The sequence below is a fragment of the Pseudomonas sp. MWU12-3088 genome (genome assembly GCF_023242405.1).
Lineage (GTDB): Bacteria > Pseudomonadota > Gammaproteobacteria > Pseudomonadales > Pseudomonadaceae > Aquipseudomonas > Aquipseudomonas kribbensis.
Window position 1 is genome coordinate 82,469 of record NZ_JALJEA010000015.1, and the last position, 12,118, is coordinate 94,586.

Below are 12,118 nucleotides of genomic sequence, written 5' to 3' on the forward strand. Positions count from 1 at the left end.
CCCCAGAAGGTGATGCAGATAATTTATTTATAGATCTTATGCAGGCGCTGTCGCGGGCTGCGCACGCTGGTTATCGGCCGGCTGGCGCTGAAATCAAGTGATGGCCGGTTGAGCGAGCGGCGGGATCGATTCCGAACGAACCGGGTAAGTCTCGGCGCGGCGGTCAGCGAAGAAGCATTCTAAGGTACGGCCCACCGTGCGGAAAGCCAGCTCGTCCCATGGAATCTGCGCTTCGTCGAACAGTTGCACTTCGAGACTCTCGGGGCCGGCGGAAAAATCCAGGTCTGCGAGCTCGGCGCGAAAGAACACATGCACCTGACTGATGTGCGGCACGTCGATCAGGGTGTAGATGCTCAGGTTGCGCACCCGGGCGCAGGCCTCCTCGGCGGTTTCGCGGATGGCGGCCTGCTCGATGGTCTCGCCGTTCTCCATGAAACCGGCGGGCAGCGTCCAGTAACCGAGGCGTGGTTCGATGGCACGACGGCAGAGCAGGACTTTGCTGCCCCAGGTCGCTACACAGCCGGCCACGATATTGGGGTTCTGGTAGTGAATGGTCTGACAGCTGTCGCAGACAAATCGCAGCCGCGAGTCGCCTTCGGGAATGCGCTGGGTCACCGGGTTGCCGCACTGGCTGCAAAATTTCATGCTGGGGTTCCTGAATGCTGCGCCTATCTTGGCGTGCAGCGGTGTCAGTCGGCAAGTTGTCGTTTCGCGACATGACCCTTGTTCAGGGCTTGGGCGGTCGCATTGATTGGTGCATGATGCAGGGCAAGGCACAGATCGAGAACACTTATGCTGGACGAGCTACTGCACCGGGTAAGCAATCACACGCCGCGCACGCTGGAGACCGACACGCGTTTCCCCGAGGCCGCCGTCCTGGTGCCGATTACTCGCAGTGACGAACCCGAGCTTGTCCTCACCCTGCGCGCCAGCGGGCTCTCGACCCACGGTGGCGAAGTCGCCTTTCCCGGTGGCAGGCGCGACCCGGAAGACCCGGACCTGATCTTCACCGCGCTGCGTGAGGCCGAAGAGGAAATCGGCCTGCCGCCCGGCCTGGTCGAAGTGATCGGTCCGCTCAGCCCGCTGATTTCCCTGCATGGCATCAAGGTCACGCCGTATGTCGGGGTGATTCCCGATTTTGTCGAATACCAGGCCAATGATGCCGAGATCGCTGCGGTGTTCAGCGTGCCCCTGGAATTCTTCCGCAAGGACCCGCGCGAACACACCCACCGTATCGACTATCAGGGCCGCAGTTGGTACGTGCCGAGCTATCGTTACGGCGAATACAAGATCTGGGGGCTGACGGCGATCATGATCGTCGAGTTGATCAACCTGCTCTATGACGCCAAAATCAGCCTGCATCGACCGCCTAAAAGCTTTATCAATACCTGAAGCCATCGTTCGAATGGTCAGCCATCGTGAGCCCTGAGGAAAACAAGATGAAATATCGCCTGGGCGACGCCCGCGTCGAAACCCATCCGCAGAGCTGGGTCGCCCCCAACGCCGTGCTGGTGGGCAAGGTCAAGCTGGAAGAGGGCGCCAACGTCTGGTTCAACGCCGTGTTGCGCGGCGACAACGAACTGATCCTGATCGGCAAGAACAGCAACGTGCAGGATGGCACGGTGATGCACACCGACATGGGTTATCCGCTGACCATCGGTACCGGCGTGACCATCGGCCACAACGCCATGCTCCACGGCTGCACGGTCGGCGACTACAGCCTGATCGGCATCAACGCCGTCATCCTCAACGGCGCGAAGATCGGCAAGAACTGCATCATCGGCGCCAATTCGCTGATCGGCGAAGGCAAGGATATCCCGGATGGTTCGCTGGTAATGGGCTCTCCGGGCAAGGTCGTGCGTGAACTGACCGAGCCGCAGAAGAAGATGCTCGAAGCCAGCGCCGCGCACTATGTGCATAACTCCCAGCGCTATGCGCGCGATCTGGTCGAGCAGGAAGAATGACAACCCCGGAAAGACCTGTCGCCTCGCCGTGCGTGAGCATTTGCGCGCTGGACGAGGATGACATTTGCACCGGTTGCCAGCGCACGGTCGAGGAAATCACCCGCTGGAGCCGGATGACCAACGACGAACGGCGGGTGGTACTGGGGTTGTGCCATGAGCGGGCGAAGGCGAGTGGTTTGATTTGGATGTTGCCTTCTTCGAAGTCGTAATCAACCTTTAAAATGCCCTCACCCTAGCCCTCTCCCGAAGGGAGAGGGGACTGACCGAGCTGTTCTTCCGATCTACATCGACCTGAAATACCGAGTCGAACTCAAGATTTGAAAAGCCCCCGATCTGCTCCCTTTCCCCCTCTCCCCCCATGGGGGAGAGGGCTGGGGTGAGGGGGTGGCTCTTGATCTTCGGGTCCAGTAACCTGTGCGCCAAATTGACAGGTCACGCCCATGCTCTTCCTCATCGCCTACATCAGCAGCGTCGTGCTGATCAACTTCGCTTTCTCCACCGCGCCGCATCTGGACATCATCTGGTCGGCCTGGGGCGGGCTGGTGTTCGTGCTGCGCGACATGGTGCAGATCCGTTTCGGCCATGGCGCGATTGTGGCGATGCTGGCGGCGCTGGTGCTGTCCTATGTCACCTCCGATCCATCGATCGCGCTGGCCAGCGCCACCGCGTTCGCGGTGTCCGAGTGCATCGACTGGCTGGTGTTCAGCATCACCAAGCGTCCGTTGCGTGATCGTCTGTGGATCAGTTCGGCGCTGAGCATTCCCCTTGATACCTTCATCTTTTTCGGCATGATCGACCTGCTGACACCGCCGGTGATCATCACCGCCCTGGCCTCGAAGTTCGCCGGTGTGACTGCGGTCTGGCTGATCATGGCCTGGCGCGAACGCAAACAGGCTGTCGCCGGCTGAAGCCAAACCCTCAGGTTCATGTAAAATGCCGCGCTTTCTCCCCATGGAAAGCGCGTCTGGCGTTGCTTTCCTCGATGATCCGCTTCTTTGAGGACCTGAGATGACCCGTATCGGAACTCCATTGTCGCCGACCGCGACCCGCGTATTGCTGTGTGGCTGTGGTGAGTTGGGCAAGGAAGTGGTGATCGAGCTGCAACGCCTGGGCGTTGAAGTGATCGCCGTTGACCGTTACGCCAATGCGCCGGCCATGCAGGTCGCCCATCGCAGCCACGTGATCAACATGCTCGACGGCGCCGCCCTGCGTGCGGTGATCGAAGCCGAGAAGCCGCACTTCATCGTGCCGGAAATCGAAGCCATCGCCACCGCCACCCTGGTCGAGCTGGAAGCCGAAGGTTTCACCGTGATACCGACCGCCCGCGCCGCTCAGCTGACCATGAACCGCGAGGGCATTCGTCGTCTGGCCGCCGAAGAGCTGGATCTGCCGACTTCGCCATACCACTTCGCCGACACCTTCGAGGACTACAGCAAGGCTGTTCAGGACCTGGGTTTCCCGTGCGTCGTCAAACCGGTGATGAGTTCGTCAGGCAAGGGCCAGAGCCTGCTGCGCAGCGCCGATGACGTGCAGAAAGCCTGGGACTACGCACAAGAGGGCGGTCGTGCCGGTAAAGGCCGGGTGATCATCGAAGGCTTCATCGATTTCGACTACGAAATCACCCTGCTGACCGTGCGTCATATCGGCGGCACCACGTTCTGTGCACCGGTCGGCCACCGTCAGGAAAAGGGCGACTATCAGGAATCCTGGCAGCCACAAGCCATGAGCCCGATTGCTCTGGCTGAGTCCGAGCGCGTTGCCAAAGCCGTGACCGAGGCGTTGGGTGGCCGTGGCCTGTTTGGCGTCGAGTTGTTCATCAAGGGTGATCAGGTGTGGTTCAGCGAAGTCTCGCCGCGTCCGCACGACACCGGTCTGGTGACCCTGATTTCCCAGGATCTGTCGCAGTTCGCCCTGCACGCCCGGGCAATCCTTGGTTTACCGGTGCCGCTGATCCGTCAGTTCGGTCCATCGGCATCGGCGGTGATTCTGGTGGAAGGCCAGTCGACCCAGACCGCATTCGCCAATCTTGGCGCTGCGCTGAGCGAGCCGGATACCGCGCTGCGCCTGTTCGGCAAGCCTGAGGTCAATGGCCAGCGCCGCATGGGTGTTGCACTGGCCCGCGACGAGTCGATCGAGGCCGCTCGTGCCAAGGCGACCCGTGCTTCCCAGGCGGTCGTTGTAGAGCTGTAATCTCGCTGTCTGATCGCTCCCGCCCGCGCGGGAGCGATCATTTCGCTTACGACACCTGATTCAGGTCGTTATGGCGCGTTTCCTTCAGGCACAGCACGGCGATCAAGCTGAGCACCGCCGCCCCCGATACATACCCGCCGACGTAACTCAAACCACCCATCGCCACCAGTTTCTGCGCAAAGAACGGCGCCGCCGAGGCTCCAACGATGCCGCCGAGGTTGTAGGCCGCCGATGCACCGGTATACCGCACGTGTGTCGGAAACAGTTCCGGCAGCAGCGCGCCCATCGGGGCGAACGTCACGCCCATCAGGAACAGCTCGATGCACAGAAACAGCGCCACGCCCCAGGTCGAGCCCTGAGTCAGCAACGGCTCCATCAGGAATCCGGAAAGAATCGCCAGCACACCGCCGACGATCAGCACTGGTTTACGCCCGTAACGGTCACTTGCCCAGGCTGACAGTGGCGTGGCGGCTGCCATGAACAGCACGGCGAAGCACAGCAGACCGAGGAATGTCTCGCGGCTGTAGCCCAGCGTCGACACGCCGTAGCTCAGGGAAAACACCGTAGAGATGTAGAACAACGCGTAGCAGACCACCATGGCGGCAGCACCCAACAACGTTGGCGCCCAGTATTGGCTGAACAGCTCGACCAGCGGCACTTTCACCCGCTCCTGGCGGGCGATGGCGTTGGCGAATACTGGGGTTTCGTGCAGCTTGAGACGCACATACAGCCCGACCATCACCAGTACCGCACTGAGCAGGAACGGTATCCGCCAGCCCCAACTGCGGAACTGTTCGTCATTGAGCGTCATGGCCAGGGTCAGGAACAGGCCGTTGGCTGCCAGAAATCCGATCGAAGGACCAAGCTGCGGGAACATGCCGAACCAGGCTCGTTTGCCCTTTGGTGCGTTTTCGGTCGCCAGCAGTGCCGCGCCGCCCCATTCGCCACCCAATCCCAGGCCCTGGCCGAAGCGCAGCACGCATAGCAGGATCGGTGCCCACGCCCCGATGCTGTCGTAACCCGGCAGTACGCCGATCAGCGTGGTGCAGACACCCATCAGCAGCAACGAAGCCACCAGTGTGGATTTGCGCCCGATCCGGTCGCCGAAATGGCCGAACAGCGCCGAACCCAGCGGGCGGGCGAGGAAGGCGATACCGAAGGTGAGGAAGGCCGAGAGCATCTGCGCGGTGCCGGATGTCTGCGGAAAGAACACCGGACCGATCACCAGTGCGGCGGCGGTGGCATAGACGTAGAAATCGTAGAACTCGATGGCCGTGCCGATGAAGCTCGCGGTGGCCACCCGGGTGGCGGAGTTGGCCGGTTGGGTCGGCGCGGTGTCGCTGTAAGCGGTACTGGTCGTCATGCGGTGATCCCTGACAGTCATGAGCTCCATTGGAGCGAATTATTATGGTCGACTACCCGGGGATGTGGGATAGGGCGCGAGCGCTGTTTCAGGTAGGAACAGTCGTCGGTGTGATGCGGAAAGCGGCGATGAACCGGCCGGAACCTGTCAGGTGCGGGGTAAGCACGGGGTTCGGCGGGGCTTGGGTAAGCACCGCGATTATAGGAAGGTGGCTAACGATTGAACAAGGGGCGAGCTAGCGGACGGGAGTGAGTGCCGGTGCCGAGCTGGTGTGCCAGATGAGCACTTTGCTCACGCGGTTTTCCTCGGTTTCGAGGATCTCCAGGCGATAGCGCCCGATCTTCAGGCACACCGCGCTTTCCGGAATGGTTTCCAGCGCTTCGGTCACCAGGCCATTCAGGGTTCGCGGGCCGTCGCTGGGCAGATGCCAGCCCAGGCATTTGTTCAGTTCGCGGATCGATGCCGCGCCGTCGATCACCATGCGCCCGTCGGCCTGCGGATGGATGTGCGGGTTGTCGAGGCTGTGTTCGCTTTCGAATTCGCCGACGATCTCTTCGAGAATGTCTTCCAGGGTGACGATTCCCAGTACTTCGCCGTATTCGTCCACCACCATGCCCAGGCGCCGCTGCTGCTTGTGGAAATTCAGTAGCTGCAGTTGCAGCGGTGTGCTCTCCGGGACGAAGTACGGCTCGTAACTGGCGGCCAGCAGGGCTTCGCGGGTCAGGCTGTGATCGTCCAGCAAATGACGGACCTGCCGGGTGTTGAGGACCGCCTCGACCTGGTTGATGTCGCTGTGGAAGACCGGCAGGCGGGTGCGTTTGTTGTGGCGCAATTGCTCGATGATCTCTTCGATCGGATCGTCGAGATTGATGCCGTCGACGTCACTGCGAGGCACCAGGATGTCGTTGACCGTGATGTTGTCCAGTGCATGGATGCCGGAAACCGGGTGCGGGCGAGACGGGTGTTCCGGATCGTCATGGCGCTCCGCGGGGACATCGTCTTCGCTCTGCTGCACGACCTGAGGTTTGCGCACCAGCGGACGTAGCAGCAATCCACTGATGCTGCTCAGCAGCCATGCGAGCGGATAGATCACTTTCAGCGGCACTGCCAGCAACGTGTTGCCGAATGACAGCACGGCATCCGGATAACGTTGGGCGAGGGTGCGCGGGAAATAGTCGGCAAACACCAGCAAGACGGCGCCGGCACCCAGGGTGGCTGCCCAGGGACCATTTTCTTCACAAAGGAAAATCGCCAACAGCGTGGCAAGCACCACGGCGAGGGCGCGGCACAGGGTGTTGCACAGGATCAGGCTGTCGAGCGGGAAGCTGAGCTTGGCCAGTGGTTTGTCACTGGCGCGCGACGCGGTGCGTTGTGCCAGCAGATGCTGTTGCGCCACTTCGATGGCGGTAAATAGCCCCGACCAGAGAATCAGCAGGACAAATACCGCGAGCATCGGCCCTATGGGCAAACCGTCCATTTATGCCGCCCGTCAGATGTGCAGGATGTATTCACGGACCAGTTTGCTGCCGAAATACGCCAACATCAGCAGACAGAAACCGGCGAGGGTCCAGCGAATCGCTTTGTGGCCACGCCAGCCCAGGCGGTTGCGGCCCCACAACAGCACGCTGAACACGATCCAGGCCAGGCAGGCCAGCAGGGTCTTGTGCACCAGGTGCTGGGCAAACAGGTTCTCGACGAACAGCCAGCCGGAAATCAGCGACAGCGACAGCAGCGTCCAGCCGGCCCAGAGGAAGCCGAACAGCAGGCTTTCCATGGTTTGCAGCGGCGGGAAGTTCTTGATCAGCCCGGACGGGTGCTTGTTCTTGAGCTGGTGATCCTGCACCAGCAGCAACAAGGCCTGGAACACGGCGATGGTGAACATGCCGTAGGCGAGGATCGATAGCAGGATGTGCGCAAGAATGCCCGGCTCCTCGTCGATGATCTGCACGGTGCCGGTCGGCGCAAACTGCGCCAGCGACACGGTGATCGCCCCCAGCGGGAACAGCAGGACCAGCAGGTTTTCCACCGGGATCCGCGAGCAGGCCAGCAGGGTCAGGGCGATGACCGCTGCGGCAATCAGGCTCGACGCACTGAAGAAGTCCAGGCCCAGCCCGATCGGCGTCAGCAGGTGAGTCAGCAGGCTGGCACTGTGGGCCAGCACGGCGAGCACGCCAAGCGTGACCAGCAGGCGCTTGTTGGCCTTGGCGCCAGTGGCCAGGCGGGTGCCCTGATAAAGGGTCGCAGCGGCATAGAGAAGGGCGGCGGCGAGGGTGGTCAGCAAACTCGGTGACAAGGGGAGCATAAATCCTGTTAGGCAAGCCCGAAAGGCGCTGAGTTTGGCATAGAACGGTCATCACACGAAAGACCGGCAAGCTGACAGCGAGGTGTCCGCCAGACGCAGTCTTCGCTATAATCCGCGACCTGCCCACGCCGCAGGCTCGCCGAGTACATGTTGATTCCGGTCCGGGCCGCCATTATCCCGGTCTACACAGGGCCTGAAAGGATCGCGCAATGTTTGAAAACTTAACCGACCGTCTCTCGCAGACGCTGCGCCATGTCACCGGCAAGGCGAAACTGACCGAAGACAACATCAAAGACACCCTGCGCGAAGTGCGCATGGCGTTGCTCGAAGCCGACGTTGCCCTGCCGGTGGTCAAGGACTTCGTCAATTCGGTCAAGGAACGTGCAGTCGGCACCGAGGTGTCGCGCAGTCTGACGCCGGGCCAGGCGTTCGTGAAGATCGTCCAGGCCGAACTCGAAAGCCTGATGGGCGCGGCCAACGAAGACTTGAACCTGAGCGCCGTGCCGCCTGCCGTCATCCTGATGGCCGGTCTGCAGGGTGCGGGTAAAACCACCACCGCCGGCAAACTGGCGCGCTTCCTTAAAGAGCGCAAGAAGAAGTCGGTCATGGTCGTGTCGGCGGACATCTATCGTCCTGCCGCTATCAAACAGCTGGAAACCCTGGCCAATGATATCGGCGTGACGTTCTTCCCGTCCGATCTGAGCCAGAAGCCGGTCGACATCGCCAACGCGGCTATTAAAGAAGCAAAACTGAAATTCATCGACGTGGTCATCGTCGATACCGCCGGTCGTCTGCACATCGACGAAGAGATGATGGGCGAGATCAAGGCGCTGCACGCCGCGATCAACCCGGTCGAAACCCTGTTCGTGGTCGACGCCATGACCGGTCAGGACGCCGCCAACACGGCCAAGGCCTTCGGCGATGCACTGCCGCTGACCGGCGTGATCCTGACCAAGGTCGACGGTGACGCCCGTGGCGGTGCCGCGCTGTCCGTTCGTGCCATTACCGGCAAACCGATCAAGTTCATCGGTATGGGCGAGAAGACCGAAGCCCTCGACCCGTTCCACCCTGAGCGTATTGCCTCGCGGATCCTCGGCATGGGCGACGTGCTCAGCCTGATCGAACAGGCCGAAGCGACCCTCGACAAGGACAAGGCCGACAAACTGGCCAAGAAGCTGAAGAAGGGCAAGGGCTTCGACCTCGAAGACTTCCGCGATCAGCTGCAACAGATGAAGAACATGGGCGGCCTCGGCGGCCTCATGGACAAGCTGCCGAGCATCGGTGGCGTCAACCTGTCGCAGATGGGCAATGCCCAGAGTGCGGCAGAGAAGCAGTTCAAGCAGATGGAAGCCATCATCAACTCCATGACCCCGGCCGAGCGCCGCGACCCCGAGCTGATCAGCGGTTCGCGCAAGCGCCGGATCGCCATGGGTTCCGGCACCCAGGTGCAGGACATCGGTCGCTTGATCAAGCAGCACAAGCAGATGCAGAAGATGATGAAGAAATTCTCCGCCAAGGGCGGAATGGCGAAAATGATGCGCGGCATGGGCGGAATGCTGCCCGGCGGCGGCATGCCGAAAATGTAAAGAATCCGCGCCGGTCGTCGTACCGGCGCAGACCCCGCAAGGACGCGGGATCAACAGCAAACCCGCATTCGGCGGGAGCTGACTGGCCGTTTTCATTGACGGCTCTACCGCAAATCAGCACGGCATGCCATAGGCGCCGGAAAAAGTCATTTGCAAAAGTCCGGATATTCCTTAGAATATGCGGCCTTTCGGGCACCCATGCCCGCTGTGCATTTAGATTTGCAGCACCGACTACAGGAACGATGTTCACATGCTAACAATCCGTCTTGCCCTTGGCGGCTCCAAAAAGCGCCCGTTTTACCACCTGACCGTAACCGACTCCCGCAACCCGCGTGACGGTTCCCACAAAGAACAGGTTGGTTTCTTCAACCCTGTTGCCCGTGGTCAGGAAGTTCGTCTGTCCGTGAACCAAGAGCGCGTAGCCTACTGGCTGAGCGTTGGTGCACAGCCTTCTGAGCGTGTTGCTCAGTTGCTGAAGGAATCGGCTAAGGCTGCGGCCTGAGCAATATGAACGCGACGCCTGCTGTTGCCGATGATTTGATCGTTATTGGCAAAATTTATTCTGTTCACGGCGTTCGCGGCGAAGTGAAGGTTTATTCCTTTACTGATCCGACTGAAAACCTGTTGCAGTACAAAACCTGGACGCTCAAGCGCGAAGGCAATGTCAAACAGGTCGAGCTGGTCAGTGGACGCGGGAGCGACAAGTTCCTGGTCGCAAAGCTCAAGGGTCTTGATGATCGTGAAGAAGCTCGTCTTCTGGCCGGTTACGAGATCTGCGTGCCGCGCAGCCTGTTCGCTGAATTGACCGAAGGCGAGTACTACTGGTACCAGCTGGAAGGTCTGAAGGTCATCGACACACTTGGGCAATTGCTCGGGAAAATCGATCATCTTCTGGAAACCGGCGCCAATGATGTAATGGTAGTCAAGCCTTGCGCTGGCAGCCTGGATGATCGCGAACGCCTGTTGCCCTATACGGAGCAATGCGTGTTGGCAGTCGACCTCGCAGCGGGCGAGATGAAGGTGGATTGGGACGCGGACTTCTAAGCGTGGCTAACTTGCGCGTAGAAGTGATCAGTTTGTTTCCCGAGATGTTTTCCGCCATCGGCGACTACGGCATCACCAGTCGAGCGGTCAAACAGGGGCTCTTGCAGCTGACCTGTTGGAATCCGCGGGATTACACGACGGATCGGCATCACACTGTGGACGATCGCCCGTTTGGCGGTGGTCCGGGCATGGTGATGAAGATCAAGCCCCTGGAAGATGCTCTGGTTCAGGCCAAGGCAGCAGCCGGGGAGGCGGCGAAGGTGATTTACCTGTCCCCCCAAGGCCGTCAACTGACTCAGTCGGCGGTACGCGAACTGGCGAAATCGGATGCATTGATCCTGATTGCCGGTCGCTATGAAGGCATTGACGAGCGTTTTATTGATGCTCATGTCGATGAAGAGTGGTCGATTGGGGACTATGTCCTGTCTGGCGGCGAGCTGCCGGCGATGGTCCTGATAGATGCGGTTACACGACTGCTGCCCGGAGCTTTAGGGCATGCGGACTCCGCGGAGGAAGACTCCTTCACGGATGGTTTGCTGGATTGCCCGCACTACACCCGACCGGAGGTGTATGCGGATCAGCGTGTTCCCGACGTATTGCTAAGTGGCAATCACGCACACATCCGGCGTTGGCGTTTACAGCAGTCCCTTGGTCGGACCTATGAACGACGCGCCGATCTTCTGGAAAGCCGCTCGCTTTCTGGAGAAGAGAAGAAGCTGCTCGAGGAATACATCCGCGAGCGGGACGATAGTTAACAACGTATCGATGGTAGATCCGACGATTTACCTTAGGAGCACAGCATGACCAACAAAATCATCCTTGCACTCGAAGCAGAGCAGATGACCAAAGAGATCCCAGCCTTTGCCCCGGGCGACACCATTGTCGTTCAGGTGAAAGTGAAGGAAGGCGATCGTTCCCGTCTGCAAGCGTTCGAAGGCGTTGTAATCGCCAAGCGTAACCGCGGCGTGAACAGTGCGTTCACCGTTCGTAAAATCTCCAACGGTGTTGGCGTAGAACGTACTTTCCAGACCTACTCCCCGCAGATCGACAGCATGGCTGTCAAACGTCGCGGTGACGTACGTAAAGCCAAGCTGTACTACCTGCGCGACCTGTCGGGTAAAGCAGCTCGCATCAAGGAAAAACTGGCTTAAGTCCAGCTTCCGATGCAGAAAAAAGCAGCCTACGGGCTGCTTTTTTGTTGTCCGCAATTTATCCACAGCATCATTGTTTCAGGCCGTACCCATGACATCTCGCGAGCAAGAAATCGAACGCCGCACCGAACTCTCGGTGACCCGCGTGACCAAGGCGGTCTTCCCGCCGACCACCAATCACCACAACACCCTGTTCGGCGGCACCGCGCTGGCCTGGATGGATGAAGTGTCCTTCATCACCGCCACGCGTTTCTGCCGTCTGCCGCTGGTGACGGTCTCCACCGACCGGATCGATTTCAACCATGCGATCCCGGCAGGTTCCATCGTCGAGCTGGTCGGGCGGGTGATCAAGGTCGGCAACACCAGCCTCAAGGTCGAGGTGGAAGTGTTCGTTGAAAGCATGAGCTGTGACGGACGCGAAAAGGCTATCCACGGGCAGTTCAGCTTCGTTGCCATCGATGATGACAAGCGGCCAGTGCCCGTGCTGCCGGGCTTCGCGGCCTGATCCAGCACCGAGC

Annotated in this window: 15 protein-coding genes; 11 read left to right on the forward strand and 4 right to left on the reverse strand. The window is 60.3% G+C overall.

Going from position 1 to position 12,118, the window contains the following annotated elements; translation table 11 throughout:
* Positions 1–93 precede the first annotated feature (93 nt).
* The gene (locus tag M5B98_RS26605) at positions 94–645 is read right to left on the reverse strand and encodes an NUDIX hydrolase (protein WP_096819233.1); all 552 of its coding nucleotides are present in this window, start codon (positions 643–645) and stop codon (positions 94–96) included.
* A 147-nt stretch (positions 646–792) separates the two neighbouring features.
* On the opposite strand from M5B98_RS26605, the gene M5B98_RS26610 reads away from it, so the two are divergent.
* From M5B98_RS26610 to purT, 5 genes are all read left to right on the forward strand, one after another.
* The gene (locus M5B98_RS26610; RefSeq protein WP_085711654.1) at positions 793–1,392 is read left to right on the forward strand and encodes a CoA pyrophosphatase; all 600 of its coding nucleotides are present in this window, start codon (positions 793–795) and stop codon (positions 1,390–1,392) included.
* A gap of 47 nt (positions 1,393–1,439) precedes the next feature.
* On the forward strand, positions 1,440–1,964 hold the full coding sequence (locus M5B98_RS26615; protein ID WP_248744457.1) for a gamma carbonic anhydrase family protein: 525 nt from the start codon (positions 1,440–1,442) through the stop codon (positions 1,962–1,964).
* Positions 1,961–2,173: a DUF1289 domain-containing protein gene (locus M5B98_RS26620; protein WP_248744458.1), complete on the forward strand. Its 213-nt coding sequence runs from the start codon at positions 1,961–1,963 to the stop codon at positions 2,171–2,173. Before M5B98_RS26615 ends, M5B98_RS26620 begins: the two co-directional genes overlap by 4 nt.
* A gap of 231 nt (positions 2,174–2,404) precedes the next feature.
* On the forward strand, positions 2,405–2,872 hold the full coding sequence (locus M5B98_RS26625; protein WP_248738222.1) for a VUT family protein: 468 nt from the start codon (positions 2,405–2,407) through the stop codon (positions 2,870–2,872).
* Between the two features lie 100 nt (positions 2,873–2,972).
* On the forward strand, positions 2,973–4,154 hold the full coding sequence (purT, locus tag M5B98_RS26630) for a formate-dependent phosphoribosylglycinamide formyltransferase (protein WP_024011715.1): 1,182 nt from the start codon (positions 2,973–2,975) through the stop codon (positions 4,152–4,154).
* A 46-nt stretch (positions 4,155–4,200) separates the two neighbouring features.
* Here the strand turns inward: purT and M5B98_RS26635 are convergent, their stop codons facing one another.
* The 3 genes from M5B98_RS26635 to M5B98_RS26645 all read right to left on the reverse strand — a co-directional run bounded on the left by M5B98_RS26635 (position 4,201) and on the right by M5B98_RS26645 (position 7,819).
* Positions 4,201–5,517 carry an MFS transporter gene (locus M5B98_RS26635; RefSeq protein WP_248744459.1) on the reverse strand — a complete coding sequence of 439 codons (1,317 nt, stop codon included), beginning with the start codon at positions 5,515–5,517 and terminating at the stop codon, positions 4,201–4,203.
* Between the two features lie 235 nt (positions 5,518–5,752).
* A complete protein-coding gene (locus M5B98_RS26640) occupies positions 5,753–6,994 on the reverse strand; it encodes a transporter associated domain-containing protein (RefSeq protein WP_248738220.1) in 1,242 nt (413 codons plus the stop codon).
* Positions 6,995–7,006: 12 nt separating this feature from the next.
* On the reverse strand, positions 7,007–7,819 hold the full coding sequence (locus tag M5B98_RS26645) for an inner membrane protein YpjD (protein ID WP_248744460.1): 813 nt from the start codon (positions 7,817–7,819) through the stop codon (positions 7,007–7,009).
* Positions 7,820–8,028: 209 nt separating this feature from the next.
* Between M5B98_RS26645 and ffh the strand changes: the two genes are divergently transcribed.
* The 6 genes from ffh to M5B98_RS26675 all read left to right on the forward strand — a co-directional run bounded on the left by ffh (position 8,029) and on the right by M5B98_RS26675 (position 12,105).
* Positions 8,029–9,405, forward strand: a complete 1,377-nt coding sequence (ffh, locus tag M5B98_RS26650; protein ID WP_248744461.1) for a signal recognition particle protein — start codon at positions 8,029–8,031, stop codon at positions 9,403–9,405.
* A 250-nt stretch (positions 9,406–9,655) separates the two neighbouring features.
* The gene (gene rpsP / locus M5B98_RS26655) at positions 9,656–9,907 is read left to right on the forward strand and encodes a 30S ribosomal protein S16 (RefSeq protein ID WP_003198088.1); all 252 of its coding nucleotides are present in this window, start codon (positions 9,656–9,658) and stop codon (positions 9,905–9,907) included.
* A 5-nt stretch (positions 9,908–9,912) separates the two neighbouring features.
* Positions 9,913–10,449, forward strand: a complete 537-nt coding sequence (gene rimM, locus M5B98_RS26660) for a ribosome maturation factor RimM (RefSeq protein WP_085711646.1) — start codon at positions 9,913–9,915, stop codon at positions 10,447–10,449.
* Positions 10,450–10,451: 2 nt separating this feature from the next.
* Positions 10,452–11,204 (forward strand): tRNA (guanosine(37)-N1)-methyltransferase TrmD, encoded by a 753-nt coding sequence (gene trmD / locus M5B98_RS26665; protein WP_085711645.1) that lies wholly within the window; start codon positions 10,452–10,454, stop codon positions 11,202–11,204.
* 45 nt (positions 11,205–11,249) lie between these two features.
* Entirely contained in the window at positions 11,250–11,600 is a 351-nt protein-coding gene (gene rplS, locus M5B98_RS26670; RefSeq protein ID WP_009047143.1) for a 50S ribosomal protein L19, read from the forward strand.
* 91 nt (positions 11,601–11,691) lie between these two features.
* Entirely contained in the window at positions 11,692–12,105 is a 414-nt protein-coding gene (locus M5B98_RS26675; RefSeq protein WP_114881518.1) for an acyl-CoA thioesterase, read from the forward strand.
* The last annotated feature ends 13 nt before the right edge of the window (positions 12,106–12,118 follow it).